The 18,504-nt window shown below is 66.5% G+C and carries 18 protein-coding genes; 3 read left to right on the top strand and 15 right to left on the bottom strand.

What is annotated here, in order from left to right; all coding sequences use genetic code 11:
* Window positions 1-84 precede the first annotated feature (84 nt).
* The 14 genes from dut to AAF481_18295 form a co-directional block, all read right to left on the bottom strand.
* Window positions 85-519, bottom strand: coding sequence for a dUTP diphosphatase (gene dut / locus AAF481_18360; GenBank protein ID MEM7483133.1), 435 nt, complete (start codon window positions 517-519; stop codon window positions 85-87).
* Entirely contained in the window at window positions 516-1,577 is a 1,062-nt protein-coding gene (locus AAF481_18355; GenBank protein MEM7483132.1) for a hypothetical protein, read from the bottom strand. The genes dut and AAF481_18355 overlap by 4 nt, the downstream gene beginning before the upstream one ends.
* 10 nt (window positions 1,578-1,587) lie before the next feature.
* On the bottom strand, window positions 1,588-2,037 hold the full coding sequence (locus tag AAF481_18350) for a prepilin-type N-terminal cleavage/methylation domain-containing protein (protein MEM7483131.1): 450 nt from the start codon (window positions 2,035-2,037) through the stop codon (window positions 1,588-1,590).
* Between the two features lie 17 nt (window positions 2,038-2,054).
* Entirely contained in the window at window positions 2,055-2,534 is a 480-nt protein-coding gene (locus tag AAF481_18345) for a type II secretion system protein (GenBank protein ID MEM7483130.1), read from the bottom strand.
* Between the two features lie 180 nt (window positions 2,535-2,714).
* On the bottom strand, window positions 2,715-5,342 hold the full coding sequence (locus AAF481_18340) for a secretin N-terminal domain-containing protein (protein MEM7483129.1): 2,628 nt from the start codon (window positions 5,340-5,342) through the stop codon (window positions 2,715-2,717).
* 2 nt (window positions 5,343-5,344) lie between these two features.
* Window positions 5,345-5,902: a hypothetical protein gene (locus AAF481_18335; GenBank protein MEM7483128.1), complete on the bottom strand. Its 558-nt coding sequence runs from the start codon at window positions 5,900-5,902 to the stop codon at window positions 5,345-5,347.
* Window positions 5,902-6,507: a hypothetical protein gene (locus AAF481_18330; GenBank protein MEM7483127.1), complete on the bottom strand. Its 606-nt coding sequence runs from the start codon at window positions 6,505-6,507 to the stop codon at window positions 5,902-5,904. Before AAF481_18330 ends, AAF481_18335 begins: the two co-directional genes overlap by 1 nt.
* On the bottom strand, window positions 6,504-7,184 hold the full coding sequence (locus AAF481_18325) for a hypothetical protein (GenBank protein ID MEM7483126.1): 681 nt from the start codon (window positions 7,182-7,184) through the stop codon (window positions 6,504-6,506). The genes AAF481_18330 and AAF481_18325 overlap by 4 nt, the downstream gene beginning before the upstream one ends.
* The gene (locus AAF481_18320; GenBank protein MEM7483125.1) at window positions 7,181-8,152 is read right to left on the bottom strand and encodes a hypothetical protein; all 972 of its coding nucleotides are present in this window, start codon (window positions 8,150-8,152) and stop codon (window positions 7,181-7,183) included. Before AAF481_18320 ends, AAF481_18325 begins: the two co-directional genes overlap by 4 nt.
* On the bottom strand, window positions 8,121-9,722 hold the full coding sequence (locus AAF481_18315) for a GspE/PulE family protein (protein MEM7483124.1): 1,602 nt from the start codon (window positions 9,720-9,722) through the stop codon (window positions 8,121-8,123). Before AAF481_18315 ends, AAF481_18320 begins: the two co-directional genes overlap by 32 nt.
* A 67-nt stretch (window positions 9,723-9,789) precedes the next feature.
* Complete coding sequence (locus AAF481_18310; GenBank protein ID MEM7483123.1) at window positions 9,790-11,013, bottom strand: type II secretion system F family protein; 1,224 nt, start codon at window positions 11,011-11,013, stop codon at window positions 9,790-9,792.
* Window positions 11,014-11,016: 3 nt separating this feature from the next.
* A complete protein-coding gene (locus tag AAF481_18305) occupies window positions 11,017-11,826 on the bottom strand; it encodes a secretin N-terminal domain-containing protein (GenBank protein MEM7483122.1) in 810 nt (269 codons plus the stop codon).
* The gene (locus AAF481_18300; GenBank protein MEM7483121.1) at window positions 11,819-12,427 is read right to left on the bottom strand and encodes a hypothetical protein; all 609 of its coding nucleotides are present in this window, start codon (window positions 12,425-12,427) and stop codon (window positions 11,819-11,821) included. The genes AAF481_18305 and AAF481_18300 overlap by 8 nt, the downstream gene beginning before the upstream one ends.
* Complete coding sequence (locus AAF481_18295) at window positions 12,424-13,068, bottom strand: RNA polymerase sigma factor (GenBank protein ID MEM7483120.1); 645 nt, start codon at window positions 13,066-13,068, stop codon at window positions 12,424-12,426. The genes AAF481_18300 and AAF481_18295 overlap by 4 nt, the downstream gene beginning before the upstream one ends.
* Before the next feature lie 185 nt (window positions 13,069-13,253).
* Here AAF481_18295 and AAF481_18290 point away from each other — a divergent pair, with 185 nt between their 5' ends.
* Genes AAF481_18290 through AAF481_18280 form a run of 3 tightly spaced genes read left to right on the top strand, consistent with a single transcriptional unit; the run spans window position 13,254 to window position 15,870 of the window.
* The gene (locus AAF481_18290) at window positions 13,254-14,513 is read left to right on the top strand and encodes a 3-deoxy-D-manno-octulosonic acid transferase (protein ID MEM7483119.1); all 1,260 of its coding nucleotides are present in this window, start codon (window positions 13,254-13,256) and stop codon (window positions 14,511-14,513) included.
* The gene (gene lpxK, locus AAF481_18285; GenBank protein MEM7483118.1) at window positions 14,510-15,547 is read left to right on the top strand and encodes a tetraacyldisaccharide 4'-kinase; all 1,038 of its coding nucleotides are present in this window, start codon (window positions 14,510-14,512) and stop codon (window positions 15,545-15,547) included. The genes AAF481_18290 and lpxK overlap by 4 nt, the downstream gene beginning before the upstream one ends.
* Window positions 15,544-15,870 (top strand): hypothetical protein, encoded by a 327-nt coding sequence (locus AAF481_18280; protein ID MEM7483117.1) that lies wholly within the window; start codon window positions 15,544-15,546, stop codon window positions 15,868-15,870. The genes lpxK and AAF481_18280 overlap by 4 nt, the downstream gene beginning before the upstream one ends.
* Window positions 15,871-15,936: 66 nt before the next feature.
* Here the strand turns inward: AAF481_18280 and AAF481_18275 are convergent, their stop codons facing one another.
* Window positions 15,937-18,414: a hypothetical protein gene (locus tag AAF481_18275; GenBank protein ID MEM7483116.1), complete on the bottom strand. Its 2,478-nt coding sequence runs from the start codon at window positions 18,412-18,414 to the stop codon at window positions 15,937-15,939.
* Between the last annotated feature and the right edge of the window lie 90 nt (window positions 18,415-18,504).

Genomic DNA, 18,504 nt, shown 5'->3' with positions numbered 1-18,504 from the left:
GCCCGAGTCAAGTTGGTTGTAATAAAGAAAATCTCCCACTGCCTGGGGTTGGCAAGAAGGAGGTGCGCGAGACGTTCGCGAGTTCTACTTGCGCCCGGTGGATCCGAATCCGCCGCTTTGGCGTCTTGAGTCCGTGAGGGAGTCTACGGCATCCCATTCCACCGCTTCGACCCGAGCGAAGACGAGCTGGGCGATGCGGTCGCCGCGTTCGATAGCGAAGGGTTCGTTCCCCAGGTGGATGAGGATGACCTTGATCTCGCCGCGGTAGTCGCTGTCGATGGTGCCCGGAGCGTTGGCGACGGTGACGCCGTGTTTGTAGGCGAGGCCGCTGCGCGGGCGCACTTGAGCCTCCCAGCCGGAGGGAATCTCCAGGGAGATGCCGGCCGGCACGAGGAGCCGTTCACCGGGAGAAAGGACGACGGTTTCTTCCACCGCGGCGCGTAGGTCGAAGCCCGAGGCGCCGACCGAAGCGCGCTCCGGCAACGGCAGATCCGACAGGGAGCGAACGCGGACCTTCACGGATTGGAGGGCGTCGGGCGGAAGACGCTGCGCGAGAGGTTCTGCGGCACCGTGGGGTCGATCCCGCCACCTCCAGGGTTGCCCCCCGGATTGGTCCCGGGACGGTCGTCGCCCGGCTGTCCGCTGGTGGGATCACCCGGCTGTCCGGGCAGCACCGGGAAGCCCGGCCGCGGGTTGCGCGGGCGCGGATTGCGCGGCGGGTTGACCCGCGGGTTCTGCGGCCTCGAAGTGCCAGGGTCGTCAGGGTTGAATCCCGGCTGTGCGCCGGTCGTGCCACCCGGAACTCCGGGATTGAACCCCGGTCGATTGCCCGGCTGTCCGCCGAAGGTGCCGCCCCCTTGCCCGGGCTGCCCCGGCTGGCCGGGGAGATTGGGCACGAGCTGCGTGCCGCCGCCCATCTGCGGCTGCAGTAGCTCGTTCTGGAGTTCGGGGATGAAGGGCCGTCCGAGGGTGCGGACCTCCAGGCGGGGGATCTTGCCGGGGTCGCCTCCACCTCCTACGCCCGCTCCGCCGATGGTGTTCCGCTGCAGCAAGTCCGCCGTGAACTGCCATTCCTTGTAGGTGGCTTTGCCGAAAAAGCTCGACAGGGCATCTTCGTCGCTCAGGCTGTAAACCCCGAGGATCGGACCTACCGTGACGGTGCGTTTGCGACCGTCCGGCGAGGTCGTCGGATCGACCGCCACGGTGCCCTGCTGTGGCGGCTGCTGGGGATTTCTGTTGCCGCCGCCTCCCACACGCTGGGCGAAGATCAGCCCCCACTCGCCGTTCTCGGTCATCGGGTCGTCCCATAGCTGCCGGATCGAGCGCGGTTTGATCTCGATCAGCTCTTTGAGGGTGGTGGGCTGGCGGCCGTAGCGGCCGCGGAAGATGCGGATGGCCTCGGCGTACTGTAGACCCCGGCTTCTGAGTTCCTCTTCTTTGTCCTTCTTGATGCGGTAGCTCCACATCGGCATGGCGGCCGCCAGCATGATGTTGATCACCGTGATGGCGATCACCAGGAGCGCCATGTTGTAGCCCGCTTCTCCGCGGCGGTGCCGTAGGCGGGTGGGGCGGATCATCGGGTTGCCGTCACCACTCGTTGTAGGGAGTACCGTCCAGAGCGAGCCGGTCGGAGCCGGAGCGCACGTCGTAGATCCCCGGTTCGCCATCGTCCCCCACCTCCGTCTCCGCTGGCTCGAAGTCCGGATCGACCTCTTCGCGCAGTAGTTCCCAGGTTTCGGAGCTGTCGGTGATCGGGTCTTCCGGCACTTCCCGCAGGTAGCCGTCCTCCACCAGCGCTTCGAGGGTCGCGGGGTAGAAGCCTTTGTCGCCGCGGTACTGGTCGAGCACATCGCGGATGGTGTGAAGGTTGGTGCGTAGCACCGCCTCGTTCGCTTTGATCGGCGTTTCGCGCAGGTTCGGCAGGGCGATGGTCGCCAGGATGCCGATGATCGCAATGACGATGATCAGCTCCAGCAGGGTAAAGCCCCGCTGGACGTAACGCTTTCGGCCGTGGCCTGGATGGTTGGAGTACCGCATGTCGTTTCCTCTCGTACTTACCATTCGCTGTAGGGGATGCCGTTCAGGCCGACCCCTTCGGACAGCGAGTACACGTCGTAGACGTTCTCGCCGCCCCAGGAGGAGGAGTCCGGATCGTCTTGGTAGCTGCGCAGGCCCCACTCCGCTTCGCCGGTCATCGGGTCGAGCGGGATACGCCGCAGAAATCGGATCTGGGTGTCGATCTGGCCGACGATCTCGATCCCTTCGATCATCGTCTCGAGTTCCTTGGGGTAGCCATCGGTGCCGAGGTCGATCGGGATGAAGCCATTGTCGCTGTATCGTTTGTACTCGTCGATGGCGCCGCGCATGCTGCGCAGGTGGCCGCGCAGCTCCATCTCCTTCAAACGTTTTTCGGTGAACTTGACCACCGGCAGGGTGACGCTCGCCAGAATCGTCATCAGCGTCGCCACGATCACCAGCTCGATGAGCGAGTAGCCGCGGTTGCCCCGGCGATGGTGGCGGGTGGACAGGCGCATCAGGCCTGCCTTTCTCATCGGCGACCGCAGCGAGAGGCCGTGGGTGGCTGAAGATGCAAGGCATCCGCGGGTTCTGCGACGAAGGCGTACTTGTAGTACGTCGATGAGCAGGTTCCGTGGATAACGCAGCAGATTCTGTGACATACGGCCTCGTAGTAGGTTGCCGGTGAGAAAGGCAGGCTATGGCCTCGGCCGCTCGCGGATTTCAGGGTCGCGCCGCGGCAGCGGTCCGGCGCCCGAGTCGACCTCGATCCGCGCCGCTTCGAAAATGCCGGTTTGGATTTTCCGGAGACCGGAGTCCATCGCCTCGGCGTCGAGCAGTTCGAGGCGCGTCGGTCCTTCGGCAATGGCCCGGAAGACGACCCGCAGCACGGCGCCTTCGCCGGTCACTCCTGGCACCTCGCCCAGGCGGCTGGCGCCGATGACGATGCGGCCCGGCTGGGACGTGTCGGCGAGGACCTCGGCCTCGTTCTCCCGGCCGAGAAAATCACCGGCTTCCACCCGCTTGACCTCCAGCACCTGCGGGTCGAAGGCGAGGGCCATCGGCAGGTGGGAAACCTCCATCAGGGCGTTCGCCTGAACCACCATCTCGAAGGTGTCGCCGGGGGAAACGGCGATCAGCCGTGGGCTCACTCGTAGCTGAACGGGCGTCGGATTCCAGACCGCCGGCCAGGGAGCCTCGGTGGCGCTGCCTTGGGCCTCGCCGACGGCGTCTTGGTCCTCTACGGCGAGGAAGGAGGTGACCACCTGGTCGAGGCCGGCGCCGCTGGAAGCGACCAGGTCCCGCGCCGGAGCTTCCAGGAAGGCTTGGCCGCGGAAGGGATCGATTTGCGGTTGCAGCGGAACGCCGTCCGGCACGTCCTCATCGTCGTCGCTCGATTCGTCCGGCCGGAAGGCGCCGCCGGGATTGGGCACCAGGTCGATGCCCTGGGGCAGCGGCTCTTTCTGCTGCTCCTGCTGGTTCTGGCCTTCCCGCAGGCCGCGCGGCAGGCGCTGGATCCGGCGGCGCATCATCTCCTGCAGTTCTTCCGGCGTGCTGCCGTCGTCGAAGGGGCCGTCGATGTTGGATTCCACCCGTGGACTGCCGCCCCGGAAGGTGATGTTCGCTTCGGTGCCGACCCAGATCGGCAGCAGATCGTCTTCGGTGATCTCGGCATTGCGCACGATGTGCGGCGTCAGGGTCAGAATGACGTCGGTGCGATTGCGATCGGCCCGCCGACTGGAGAAGAGCTGGCCGAGGACCGGAATGTCCGAGAGGCCCGGCACGCCGGACTCGTTGGAGCTTTCGTCGGTCCGCAACAGGCCGGCGAGGAAGTTGGTTTCGCCATCCTGCAGGCGAATCACCGAGTCGATGGTGCGGGTGCCGATGCGCGGCTGTTGCTGACCGCCGGAGCCTTCGATGAAGCCGTTGATGTTCGACACCTCGACCCGCACCTTCAAGGTGACTTCCTTGTTGTGGTGCACCCGCGGCTCGATTTCGATGGTGATGCCCACCTCCTGGTACTGGAAGGAGGTGATCGGCACAATGTTGCCGCCGACGGTGTTGGCGGTATTGAACGAGGTCACCGGAATCGGCACCCGGTCGCCGATCACCAGCCGTGCTTTCTCACCTTCGGTGATGCGGAGCTGCGGCCGCGCCAGCAGCTGCGCGCTCGAACTCTGTTTGATGAAGCGGTAGATGATGTTCGGGATGTTGAGAGTCCAGTTGTTCTGGTTCAAGAACTCGATGTCCGAGAAGCGCAGCGTGTTGCCTTCGGTCCCGGTGTCCAGGCTCTGGGTGATCGAGTAGGGATCGAGCGACACGCCGAGGTCGCGCAAGCTGGTGGTGTCGAGCTGCATCAGTTCGACGTCGATCACCACTTCCGCCTTGGCCTTGTCGTTGGCCTCGATGATGCGTTCGGCCACCTTCACCTTGTCCGCCGTGTCGCGCAGGATGATGGCGTTCAGTTGCTCGTTGGTGGCGATCTTCTTGGCGTCCACCAGGCTGCGCAGGATGGTCATCATCTCCTTGATCTCGGCGTTCGACAGGAAGAAAGTCTGGATCACCAGATCTTCGTAGGTGCGCCGGTTTTGCGGCGTGTCGGCGGCGATGATGATGGTGTGCTCGTCCTGCACCTTGTAGAAGTGGCCGGCGGCGCGCATCAACGTTTCGAGGGCGCTCTGGGCGGTGACATCCTCAAGCTCGATGGGAATCTCGGTGTCCTTCAAGTTGGGATCGAACAACACGTTGATGCCGAAGGCCTTGCCCAGGGCGCGGTAGATCTTGAAGATCGACTTCGGCTCCGGGAAGTTGAGGGAGATCGGCTCGTCGGAGCGCGGATCGAGCACCGGTGGCTGGGGCCGGCTGCCGCTGTTTTGCGCTTTCAAATCCGCCAGGGTCGTGGCGCCGCGGCCGGCGGCCCGGGCCGCCAGGATTTCGCGCACGTTCATCAGCTCCGCCTCGGCGTACTGGTTGGTGGGGTCGAGGGCGACGGCCTCCTGCAGTTCCACCATGGCGCGGTCCCAGACCTCGGCGTTCATGTACTTTTTGCCGCGCTCGAAATGCATCTGAGAGGCGCGGATCTTGGCCCGCAGCAGCGCCGCGCGGTGGCGGATGTTGCTGGGATCCGCTTCGATCGCGTTCATGTACTGGACCACCGCCTCGTCCCAGTCGCCGGAATCGGCGGCGATCTCCGCCACTCGGGAGCTGCGGTAGCTGGTGCAACCGGCGAGCGACACCAGCAACAGCAGGATCGCCAGGGACACTCCGGCCCGGGAACGGCGGGCCTCTCTCAGGCCGGATCGTTTTGGGGTGCTCGAACGCTTCATGCTCATCTCCCGAAGGTGGTGTCGGCCCCGGCGGCCAACCGTTTCGGCGGCAGATCGGGAAATTCAATGTACTTGATGTCTACGGATTCCAGCCCGATGGCGTCGATCACGAACTGATCTTCGAGCACCTCGCCCACCTGGGCGTTGAAGATTTCGTCGCCGTCCGCCAGCACCGCGATCTTGCGCTCCTCGGGACCGAAGCTGCCGAGGAATTCATAGGTGATGGCCGGCGGTCGGGGTCCGGTGTCCACCGGCACCGGCGTCGGCGTGGGCCGCACCGGCTGGGGTGTCTCCACCCGCGGTGGCGGCGGTTCCGGTGGCGGATCGTAGAAGCTGAAGGGGTCGCGGCCGGCGGAATAGTCGCGGCCGGCGCGATTCAGTAGGGCCAGGTCGAGGGTCGCGATGCGGTCCGTGCCGGAGAGTTCCGCCAGGCCGGAAGAGAACTGCCGGACACCCTCACCGCTGCCGGTGAAGATCGCCGGCGCGAAGCGCCAGACGGCGGCCAAGGCGAGCAACACCAGCAAGCCGGCGAGTAGCCTTTTCTTTTGTTCGTCGCGCATCAGCCCGCCTCCCCCTGCGGGGCCACCGGGACGTCTTCGACCACCTCCGGCAAATCGGTGGCGAAGAGGGTCGAGATCTTGAGGTCGATGGCCAGTCGGTTCTGGTTTTCACCCACCAACGTCACCTGCTCCAGGGTCAGAAACGAGTCCGACAGCTCCAGCAGGTTGATCAGGCGCCGGAGTTGGGTGTAAGAGCCCTGCACGCCGAAGACGATCGACCGTTTGCGCAGGCCGAAATCGTCGATCACCTCGTCCGGGTAGCCGATCGCCTGGGGATCGAGGCCGGCGGTTTCGGCCAGCGTCTTGACCTCGGCGATGATCGCCGTCAGGCGCTCGTTCTCGGTGGAGAGCTGGTCGGTGAAGAAGGCGGCGAGCTGGTTGCGGGTGGTCTCGATCTCGTCCAGGTTGCTCGCCAGGTCGCCGCTGCGCTCCTCGAGGTCCGACAGCACCCGGGTTGCCCCTTCCACCGAACGAACGCTGCCTTCGGCCTGTTCGGCGAAGCGGCCGCGATAGACGCCGAGGGCGACGAGAGCGGCCACCAGGATCACCAGCGGCGGCACCCATAGCCCCCACCGGGTCTGCCAGATGTTGGAAGAGGCGCTCACGGCGCACCTCCCGCGGCCGCGGCGAGGGCTTCTTCCGCTTCGGCCGCCGCCACCTGCGGCAGGTAGACGACGCTCAGGCTGAAGTTGATCTGATTGCCTTGACGCGCTTCCTGGAGCGGGTTGGGGTTCTCGAAGGCGGCGTCCGCGAACAGTGCGTCGACCATCTCTTCCAGCGAGCCCGGTGCCCGGCCGATGGCCTGGATCTGGAGTGGCACCTTGTTGGCGGCCGAATCGGCCTCGCCGGCGGCGTCTCGCGATCGACCTCGGCGCCGTCGGGTCTGCCGTAGTTGCTGAGGGATGCGCGGACTCAAGGAGACCACCCGAACGTTGTCCGGCTGCAGGCCCGCCAGCCGGTCGAACAGCACGCTCCAGCCGAAAGTCCGCTCGCGGATGCGTTCATTGAGGAAGTCGACGGCCTCGTTCTGGTTCTCCAGGTCGATGGCGGCGAGGCGATCCTGCAAGTTGGAAATGTGGGTGCGCTCCTCGGCGATCTGCCGCTCGAGCTGAGCGATGCGCGTTTGCCGGTCTTCGCGGGTGGAGAAGTAGCTCCAGTAGAGCCCCGCCGCCAGCAGCGCGAGGAGTAGGGCGGCGATCCACAGAAAAATGCTGGCCCGCAGCACCGGCTGATTATTGACGAAGGGGCGGCCGGCGAGATTGGGTAGGGCGCTACGGCTCATGACACTTCCTCCCGCACCGCGCCCAGCAGCGCGACCACATCGTGGGCGGAGAGCTGCGGCGACAGGCCCAAACTCGGCGGTAGTTGACGGTCGTTCAGGCGGGTGGCCGGTTGGTCGAATCCGGTGGAGAGCCACTCGTCCCAGCTCTCTTCGGTGGCGCGGGGTGCGCACAGCAGCAGACGTTCGATCTCGAATCCCGGCACGCTGGTTTCCAGGAAATCCCGTGTCAGGCGCAGATCGCGCACGATCAATTCGCGCTGGGCGGCCGCCGTCAAGGCCTTGTAGCGGTGCAGCAGCGGCTGGCCGTCGTGGGTGAAGAGCAGCGAATAGCCGCCCGGCTCCACCCAGCAGATCACGCTGCCGCCGGCCAGGCTGGTGCCGTCCACCGCGGCCAGCAGCGGCAGGCTGGAATTGACGATCCGGCCGATCCGCACCCCGGCGCTGCGGAAGACGGCTTCGATCTGGCGGAGAACCGATTCGAGGCCGAAGGTCACCATCACCCGCCGGCGTTCGAGCTGCCCCGGCAGGGTCGGCACCTCGACGCCGTCGATCCTGAGATCGTCCGGCGGAAAGGGCACGAGCTGCTTGAGCTTCCAGCGCAGTACCTCGTCTCTTTCCTCGCCCCTTTTGGGCAGATCGTCGATCTGAGCGAAGGCTACCCGCAGCCAGTCGTCCGGCAGGGTGAGGGAGGCCTCCTTGACGCTGCCGGAAAGGCGGCCGATGAGGCGCGTCAAGGTCTCTTCGAAGGTCCCTCCCTGCACCAGGCTGCCGCCCAGCACACCCGGCTGAAAGGTGTCGGCGGGCAGCGCTTCGCTGTGGAACTCGCGGAACTGTGGCGCCCTGGCGGCGGTGGTGAAGCCACCGTAGGCGATTCGCTCGCGGTCGAGCGCGAAGGCGTGCGGGGGCGCCGGGATCGGCCGAAGGCCGAACAGGGCCTCAGTCCACGAAGGTAACTTTATTGATTTCACGGAGTGTGGTGACTCCCTGGAGGGCCTTCTCGAGAGCGGACTCTCTGAGGAAGGTCATGCCCTCTTCCTTGGCCGTTCGTTTGATTTCCGACGCCGGGCGCCGATCGAGGATCAATTCCCGAATGTGGTCCGAGAGGTTCAGCAACTCGGACACGGCGAGACGCCCGAGGAAGCCGGTGCCGTTGCACTCGATACAGCCGGTCCCCTCATAGAAGGTGTAGTCCACGTAGGTAACCGGGTCGAGACCGCTGTGCAGCAGCAACTCCCGCGACAGCTTGGTGGGCCGGCGGCAGTGCGGGCAGATCTTGCGCACCAGGCGCTGCGCCAGCACGCAGTTGAGCGCCGACACGAAGTTGTAGAGGTCGACGTTCATGTTCAGGAAGCGGCCCAGCACGTCCACCACGTTGTTGGCGTGGACGGTGGTGAACACCAGATGGCCGGTCAAGGCGGACTGAATGGCGATCTGTGCCGTCTCCTCGTCGCGGATCTCGCCGACCATGATCTTGTCCGGATCGTGGCGCAGCACCGAGCGCAGGCCGCGGGCGAAGGTCAGGCCCTTTTTCTCGTTGACGGGGATCTGGGTGATGCCCTTCAACTGGTATTCGACCGGATCCTCAATGGTGATGATCTTGTCTTCCGCCGACTGGATCTCCGACAGGCAGGCGTAGAGGGTGGTCGTCTTACCGGAGCCGGTGGGGCCGGTGACCAGCACCATGCCGTAGGGCTCCAGGATGAACTTGCGCAGCTTGACCAGGGTTTCGTCGTCGAAGCCGAGGATGTCGAGGCGCAGGTTCTTGAATTCCTCGTTCATCGACTCCTTGTCGAGAATACGGATCACGCAGTCCTCGCCGTGGACGGACGGCATGATCGACACGCGGAAGTCGATGGTGCGGCCACGCAGCCGCAGCTTGAAGCGACCGTCCTGCGGGATGCGCTTCTCGGCGATGTCGAGCTCCGCCATCACCTTGATGCGGCTGATGATGGTCTGGTGGTGGCGCTTATCGATCGGCTCCATCGCCTGGTAGAGCACGCCGTCGATGCGGTACTTGATCACCACTTCCGTGTCGCGCGTTTCGATGTGGATGTCCGAGGCGCGGCGCTGGATGGCGTTGAACAGCGTCGAGTCCACCAGCTTGATGATCGGGCTGGTGTCGGCGCTGATGCTGTCGATGGAGAGGATTTCCTGCCCGTCCTCGTCTTCCTGCACGAGCTGCATACGGAAGCCTTCGGTGGCTTCGTCGAGCACTCGCTGGGCGCTCTCGGACTTCTGCAGGATCTCCTCGACCTCCGAGCGCAGGCCGACCTTCACCTCCACCGGCTGGCCGAGCTGCATTTCGAGTTCGTCGATTTTGAAAACGTTCGACGGGTCCGCCATGATCACCGCCAGGCGGCCCTCGAGCTGCTCCTGCGGCAGGAAGCTGTAGCGCAGCATCAGATCGAAGGGGATCCGCCGAAACAGATCGTTGTCGATCCGGAAGGAACTCATGTCGATCAGTTCGAGACCGTAGCGCTCGGCGAAGCTGTGCGCTTCCTGCGCTTCCCGCTCGCGGGCACCCTCGGCGGTCTCCATCTGGAGAGCTTGCGGATCGAGATCTACGGTCATGGCAACAAACTCCTGGTGGACGAAGGGACCCTCATCAGCTCACCGACCCCATCGCACTGAACAGCGGAATATAGATCGAGACCAGAAGAATGCCCACCACGATGCCGAGAAACACCAGCATCAGCGGCTCGACCAGGGTCAGGATCCGCTGCAGACGGGTTTCCACCCGCTCGTCGAACAGATCCGAGACGCTGGAGAGCATCTCGTCCAAGGAACCGGTCGACTCGCCGACCTTGATCATGTCGATCGCCATCGGCGGAAACACGTCGCTCGCCTCGAGGGCTTCGTAGAACGGTTCGCCCTCGCGCACCCGCTGGATGTTGGGTTCCAGGCTGGTACGCACCTTGGCGTTGCCCACCGCATTGACGGAGATCTCGAGCGCCGGAACCAGCGGCATGCCGCCGGCCAGGAGCGTCGACAGGGAGCGGCAGAACTCCGACAGCGAGAACAGCATCAGGACCGGGCCGAGGAGCGGCGTTCTCAGCTTGATGGCGTCCATCGCGCGGGCGCCCTCCGGCCGGCGGGACCACACCCGCACGGCGACGGCCGCGGCGGCGATCGCCAGCACCGCCCAGATGCCGTTCGGGACCAAGAACGCGGTTTCGCGCGAGAATCCCGATACGCCGAGGACCGCCTTGGTGATGAAGGGCAGCTCCGTATCGGAATTCTCGAAGAAGGCGCTGAATTTGGGCACCACGTAGAAGGTCATTACCAGGATCATGATCAACGCCAGGTTGATCAGCACCGCCGGATAGACCAGCGCCGAAACCACTCGCCGCCGGGCCTCGATCACCAGGTTCTGGTGGCGGATGAAGCGGCGGATCACCGCTTCCAGCTCGCCGCTTCGCTCGCCGGCCTTCAAGGTGGGGGCGTAGAGGCGCGGGAACTGGTCGCCGTAGGACTCGAAGATCTCCGATAGATCTTCGCCGGAGCGAACCCGCTCGCGCACCTCCGCCAGAATTGGCCGCAGCGAGGGATCCTCCATGCGCTCCAGCATCAGGTCCAGCGCCTGCATCAGCGGCAGGCCGGCCCGTAGCAGTGCCGCCAGCTCCTGGTTGAAGATCAGGAACTGGCGGTCGCCCACCCTCTTGCGGCGGTTGACGAACGGCAGATCGAGGGACAGACCCTTGCGGCGGACTTCGAAGATGTGAAATCCGCGCTTCTGGAGATCGCTGCGCAGGGCCGTTTCATCGGTCGCCTCGAAGGGCTTTTCGATGATCCGGCCCTCGGGCGTGCCGACGCGACAGACGAACTCCACCGCCTACTCCAATTCCCGAACCGTCAGCCGGCTGCCCGGCCGGGCCGTGATGGCGACCATCAGGGCGCTGTCGCTCGTTTCCGTGCGGGCCAGGCCGAGGGTGGTGGTCTTGCCCACGAAGAGATTGAGGTTGGTGTGGATCAACGAGCCGCCTTCGGCGCCGTCGATCAGGCGCTCCACCTTGAAATCCCGCAGCTTCAAGCGCTCGGTGCGGTTGGGGGTGGCGACGACGGTGCCGAGCCGGAAGGCCACCCGGTAGCTCCTGTTGAGGTCGTAGGACACCGCTTCGCCCTCGAGCGTCTGGAGGCGAGCCCGGGCCACCAGGCGGAAACTCTCGTAGCGCAGCAAGCTGCGCAGCTTGCCGGCCAGCGCCGTCGGCACCCGGGCATTCTCCGGAATCGGACCCTGCGCTCGCGAAAAGGCTCGCAGGACGACGACCTCGAGTTCCAGGGGCTGTGGCTCGTGATCGAAGCTGTGCACCTTCGGCCCGATACGGGCGAGGGAGGCCAGGGTGTCCCGCACCACCAGGGTGTTGCTGCGCGCCTGGAGCTCGACGGAACCGCGATTCGAGAGCATCGGCTTCACCAGCTCCAGCGCCTCTTCGGCCGGCTGGTGCTCCAGGGTGAAGACGTGGAGGCGCAGATCCTCTTCCTCCGGCGCCGGGCTGATGCGCGATGGGTTGGAGTCCTGCCGCAACACCTGGGCAGCCGCCGGAAGCGCTGCCAGGCACGGCAGCGACAGCACCCACAGGCAGACGAAAAGACGGCGTAGATTCAGCATCAGAGTGGTGGAGAAGACGGCCCGGCTACACATCCAGCGTTTCGTGGACGACCATCACGACGTGCAGGTCATCCTCCGCGAGCTGGTAGACGCTGGCGGCGGCGGGGCGCTGGAGATCATCGAACACCGGTTGCTCGGCGTAGGCGTCCATCGGCTCGGCGAAGGCGTCGAGGGGGTCGGTCCACGGCATTGGCTCTACCGCGCCGGCGGACGGAACCGCCGCCGTGATGCTCGGTGCCGGCGGGCCGGAATCCTCGCCGACGCCGGTTCCGTTGTCGACCACTCCCAGGCTCACCAACATCACGGCGAAGGCCGCGGCGGCGGCATAGCGCATCCAGGAAGTTCCGGTGAGGCGCGTCTCCCTGTGTGTGCGCTGACCGCGGCGCAGGGCCTCGACGGAGATCCGCATGCGCTCCACGTCCACCTCGTCTTCGAGGGTGGGGATGTCCTGCCGGAGCGGGCGCAGCAGGGCGAGGGGGTCGCTGGCGGCGGCGCGCGGGCCGCAGTCTGCGCAACCCGAGGCGTGGTCCAGCGCCTCGTTCCACCGGGCGTCTGCGGCTTCGCCGGCCGCCGGGTCACGGCGCATGGCGGCGAGGTTCCGCCAGTCGGGGCACTGCGCGTTCAGCAAGCTCACGATGCCTCCTCCGCCGGTGCCGCATAGCCTTCGGGAGCGTACTCCGGGTATCGCTGCACCAGCTCCCGGCGCAGGACCTTGCGGGCGTTGAACAGGTGGTTGCGCACCGTCGATTCGCGGCAGCCGGCGACCTTCGCCACCTCTTGGGAAGAGAGGCCCTCGATCTCCCGCAACACGAACACCAGGCGCTGCTTTTCGGTCAATTCCGAGGAGAGTTCCCGAAAGATGCCGAAGACCTCGTCCTGCCGCAGGTCCCGGGAGGTGCCGCCCTGGCCCGAAGAAACCTGCCGCAGATGCTGCTGCATCGGCTCAGCGGAGCGCTCGCGGCTCTTGCGGGAGCGCAGGTGGTCGATCGCCAGATTGCTGGCGATGCGGTAAATCCAGGTGTTCGGCGACCATTTCTCGTTGAACTTCCGCCGGTTCTCCCACACCTTGAAAAAGGTCACCTGCACCACGTCCTGGGACTCTTCGCGATCGCCCAGGATGCGGTAGACAAGTTGGATTAGAGGCTTGGTCTTGCGCCCGATCAGCTCGTTGAGGGCGGATTCGTCGCCCTGCCGGACGGCGATCAACAGATCGCGGTCGGACACCTCTTGCAGGGTGGCTTGGTGACGGTTGGCGGAATAGACGAGTTGAGGCATGATTTCGATTCGCTCCCTGAACGTATACGGGGTACTGTCTTCGACCGTCTACCGATCGCGCTGCGGTCCGGCGCGAGGCCTCGGTACGCACCCGGCGGCAGCGCCCGTAAAGGAGCCCGGGCATTATACTTTGGGCTCCCGTGGGGGCCTTCCCGCGGGGGCCGTTTCCGGGCCGCCCTCCTCCCATGTGGATCCTCTACCAGATCGCCTACGCCCTCGCTCTCGGTCTGGCGGCTCCGATGCTGCTTTTGAAGCGTGGCCGGCACTACCTGCCGACCCTCGCCGGGCGCCTGGCGAGGCGCTTGCCGCCGGCACCGCCAGGAGGCGAACCCATTTGGATTCACGCTGTCTCCGTCGGTGAAGTGGGAGTGGCCGGCACGCTGGTTGGCGCCCTCGACCCGGAGCTGCCGCTGGTGGTCACCACCGTGACCCCCACCGGCCAGGAGCGTGCGCACAAAACCTTGAGCGCGCGCGCCGCCATCGCCTATCTGCCCTTCGAGGTGGGCTTTGCGGTCAACCGATTCCTGCGAAGATTTCTTCCCCGCGCCCTGGTGCTGGTGGAGGGCGACTACTGGCCGCTGGTGCTCAAGGCCATCACTCGGCGCGGTGGCCCGGTGGCGGTGGTCAACGGGCGGGTGGGAGACGGTAGCTTTCGGCGCATGCGGCGGTTGCGGTTCTTGCTCGGGCCGCTCCTCGGTCGGGTCGAGCGTTTCGGGGTGCAGAGCCGAGAAGATCGCGACAAGCTCCTCGCCCTGGGGGTCGAGGCCGAGCGGGTGGTGGTCACCGGCAACCTCAAATTCGAATCGCCGGAGCCTGCCCGCACGCCGGAACTTGAAGATGCTCTGCGCAAGCTCGCCAAGGGGCGGCCCCTCTTGATCGCCGGCTCCACCATGGAGGGCGAAGAGGAACTCGTCCTCGACGCCTTCGAGGCCGCCGGCGACGCCCTGCTCATCCTGGCGCCGCGCCACCCGGAGCGCTGGCCATCGGTGGCGGGTCTGCTCGAAGTGCGGGGCATTCCGTACCGGCGCCGTTCGGCCCTCGACCAAGGTCCGCCGCCGAAGGTCGTGCTGCTCGACAGCCTTGGCGAGTTGGCCGGCCTCTACCGCATCGCCACCAGCGCCTTCATCGGCGGTACCCTGGTGCCCACCGGCGGCCACAACCCCATCGAACCGGCCCGCTTCGGCGTCGCCACCGTCGTCGGTCCGTCGATGGAGAACTTTCGCGCCATGGCGCAGGACTTTGACCGCGCCGAAGCCTGGGAGCAAGTTGCCGACGCCGAGGCCCTCGGTGTTCTGTGGCGTCAATGGGTAGAGACCCCCGGCCTGGCCCGCAAAGTGGGCCGCAGCGCCAAGGCTCTGGTGGAATCAAATGGCGGAGCGCTCGCAAAAACCCTCGAAGTACTGCGACCGCTCCTCCAGCCGTCGGAATCCGGGAAGGCACCATGAAGCTCACCCCACCTCGCTCCCCGTGGCAGCTCATCTACGGCGGCGCTCACCACTTGCGGCGGCGGTGGTGGACATCCCGGGCCGGCACTCTGCCGCGGCCGGTGATCAGCGTCGGCAACCTGCACTGGGGCGGCACCGGCAAAACGCCCTTGACCGCCGCCATCGCCGGCTGGTTGCGGGACCAGGGCCAGCAGGTGTGCATCCTGTCCCGGGGCTACGGCGGCAGCGGCAAAGGAGTGCGGGTGGTCAGCCGCGGCGAAGGACCGCTCCTCGGGCCCAAGGTGGCCGGCGACGAACCGGTGCTCCTGGCCGGCGCCCTGCCGGGCGTCTCCGTGGTCGTCGGGCCGGATCGCCACCGTGCCGGCCTCCAGGCCCTCCAGCGGCTGGATCCGGCACCGGACCTCTTTCTCCTGGATGACGGCTTCTCCCACCTCCGTCTGGCGCGGGCTCTCGACCTCTTGGTCCTGCCGGCCTCGGACCTCTTCGGCGGTGGCCGCCTCCCTCCCGGGGGTCGACTGCGGGAACCCCTCGCCTCGGCAAAGCACGCCCACGCCCTCCTCATCACCGGCTCCGCCCGCAGGGAAATGGCCCAGAGCGCCGCCCAGGCCCTCCGTGCCTTCGGCTTCGCCGGTCCCGCTTTCGCCGCCCCCACCCGCATCGGCGAAGCCCGTCTTGCCTCCGGCGAGCCGCTGCCCCCAACCACTCCCCTGGTCGCCGCCGCCGGCATCGCCCGCCCCGAACGTTTCTTCGACGCGGCCGTCGCCCAGGGCCTTGACCTGCGCGATCGAATGACCTTCCCGGATCACCACGCCTATCTCGAGGCCAGCCTCGAAAAACTGCGCAACGCCCTGGACCAAACCGCCGCCGGCGCGCTGCTCATCACCGAGAAAGACCTGGTCAAACTGCGCGGCCGGAGCGATCTGCCGCTGGCCTACCTACCGGTGCGGGCGGAGCCGGAGGAGGGTTTTTGGGAGTGGTTGGGGGTAGCCGGTGGGCTGATCGAGGAGCTGCCAAGCGGAGACGTCACTAGATGAGCCTACGGTCCACCGAATCTCCCTTGGCGATCCGGTCGATTCTGATCGGCTCGGTGACCTGGGTAGTGATCATCGTGATGCTTGTGTTCTCAGGATTCGTTCTCACGCTCCTTTCCCAGAACGAGGCGCTGGTCCGGCCACTGGCCGGGGCCGTCGTCGGCCTTTTCTTCGCCTCGGTGATTCCCTTCGGACTGGGAATGACCTATGGCGTCAAGAGCCTGTCGCGGGAGCCGAAACTCCTGGCCCTCCTCGGTGGCGCGATCAACGGATTCGGCCTGCTGATGTTGACTGTGGTCCTGCTGGCGATCTTGGTGGAAGGCTAGTCTGTGTCGATCGGACCTGCAGAGATTGGTGGGAATCAGGGAGACAAAGGGGGATCTGGCGGAAGGCTAGAGCAGCTTGGGCACCAGAGCGACCAGGCCGTCGATACCGGCATGGGCCACGAAGCCGACGGCGAACGCCTCCAGGTAGTCGCGGCGGGCGCCTCCGAAAGGCCGGTCGCCGGCCACTCGCCAGCCTTGGATCAGCAGGCCGATGGCGAGCGCGAGCAGGAATCGTAGGTTGAAGAAGAGACTGCCCAAGCGCCGGGCAGCGACGATCGGGTCCGCTGCGATTTCGATGGCGGCGGCTCCATCGCCCAGGAGCTGGCTCGCCGTCGCAGCGTCAGCGGCGTCGACCGGCTGGCCGCTCACGCGCACAGACACCCGGTAGCGGCCCGGCGCACGGTAGCGATGCTTCAACACGGGCTGCTGTCGCAGGGTCTCCGCGTCGCCGACCCAGGCCGCCGACCCGTCACCGAAGTCGACCCTCACCTCGCTGCCTGCACCCCACACCGGATCGAGATTCCGCACCTCGACGCCGATCCGGCGCCCGCCCAACCGCTTCGCCGGCGGCGTCACGACGGACACGTCGAGCGGGCGCACTGGGAGAAGAAGTCGCTTCGCCTCGGGCACCGCAGCGCGAACTCCCGATGAGTGAGCAGCGGCCAGCAGATCTTCGGTAGGCGCCGGGATGCGCCGGAAGCCGGCGACGAACAATCGGTTTTGCAGCTTCAGGAACCGACCGGACACGTTGGTGAGCGCCGAGTGGCAATCGGCGTCCTCGCGCACCGTGGCGATCTGCTGGCGCAGACCTTCGATCTCCCGGTCGGCAGTAGCCATTTCGGGATCGTCCTGCAGTACGGCGAGTTGCTCGCCGGCCCCGACGAGCTGTAGCGAGAGCGAGGCTTTCCAGTTCCGGCAGTACGGCAGCAAGACCGACGCCTGCGCCGCTCGCGTCTGCTCCTCTTGGTACTCCAGCCAAGCGTCGCTGAGCTCGCCCAGGCCGCCGAGCGCCGCTTCCCAGCTCTCAGCCTGGGCTTGCTCCCCAATCCGCGTGATGAGCCCAGCGAGCTGCTCGCGACGCGAGGGGTCCTCGACCACTTGGATGCGCTCGCGCCACAGCTCCAGTGCGCCCCCAATCGCCGCGATCTTGCCTTCGGGTGACGGATCGGGCGCCAGGCTCTCCACATAGGCATCGATCCTGGCCCGGCTCGTGCGGGCATCGGCCGCGTCAAACGCCGCTTGGATCCGCTGGATCAGAATCTCGTTCTCGAACGCATACGCTGCGGTGGTCGCTTCCTGGATCTGTTGGTGCGCCAGGCGGAACCGTTCTGGCGTAGGTTCGGCCAGCGAGAGCCGCGCGCCGGCGAGAGCCGCTCGAAGCCGACTTCGACCCGCCGGGTCGACCTCCGGCCGGTCGGCGATAGCGGCCACGTACCCCGCCGAGATCGAAGTATCGGAGGCCAACCGGCTGAACACCCAGTAGTTCTCCACCGCCTGGTCCAGCTGGCGCGCAGCCCTCCGCATCAGGCGGCGGGTCGCCACCGCCGATCGCTGAGCCCGGGCCAGCTCGCTGGCGCTCGCGGCCCGGGCCACTCGCTCGACCTCGGGTCGTAGCGTCGCTTCGATCGAGGTGACCGTATTGCCGACGTCCAGCCGCCAGCGGCTGTCGAGGAACCGCTCGAGCCCATCGCCCAGCTCGCCGTCACCGACCCACGAGCCGGGAGCCTGGTCGCGCAGCGCCAGGGCCGCATCCATGCGTTGGCTCAGCGCACTCCAGTCTGCTGCGACCGCCTCGGCGCCCATCGCGGCCGGATCGCTGCCTCCGTATCGCTTCCGCAATCCCGCGGCCCCCTCCCGGGCGGCAGCCTGCCGTCGCCCGGCACGCTCGATCCGATCGTCGCGCAGACTCAGGGGCCGACTTTCGTCGAGAAAGCGAAAGGCGTCGCCAAACGCCTCCTCGGTCTCTTGCACGGCGACCGGATCGAGCTCGCGCGCCAAGCTGCGGTCGACCATTTCGTCGAAGGCACGGCGCTCAGCGAGCACCCGGGCCCGTTCGTCGCGGAGCTGCCCCTCACCCGCCAGGAAGGCGAGGATGCCAACCGTGAGGAGGCCGAGGAGCAGGAAGGCTACGGGCCACACCCAATGAGCCCGCACTGTCAGGATCACCGGAGTTCGTGTCGCCACCGCCCCACTCTCGTCGAGGATCAACAACTCGCTGTCGTAGGTACCCGGACAGAGATCGCCCTGCACGGTCAGCGTCGCCTCGATCGCACTGCCGACCGCCGCCGCGGTACTTGCGCCATGCACCGAGGTCACCAGTCGGGCCGAGGTCGCCGTGCCGTCGTCGGCCCGGCGTATCGGAACCGGCGGTGGGCTGGCCGGACTGAACGCTCCCGGCCCCGCCACGACGAGCGAGACAGGGCTACGGCCGAAGCGTGCCCTACCGACGCCGCGCGACGCTAGCAGCCCCCACGGATGAACGGCCTGAAGGCGCACCGTACTCGGTCCGGCAAGTGCCGGTCGTCCCTCCTTCGATGGGCTCATTTACAACGAAGCTTAGCTTGTTCGCCGATCTTTGGGGTTTTGGTCGCTTTAGGCAACGGTCGACACGAATCTGACGAGGCTAGGTTGGTG

Source organism: Acidobacteriota bacterium, from assembly GCA_039030395.1.
Lineage (GTDB): Bacteria > Acidobacteriota > Thermoanaerobaculia > Multivoradales > JBCCEF01 > JBCCEF01.
The sequence above is the reverse complement of the archived record's forward strand: the minus strand, read 5'-3'. Positions and strand labels throughout refer to the sequence as shown.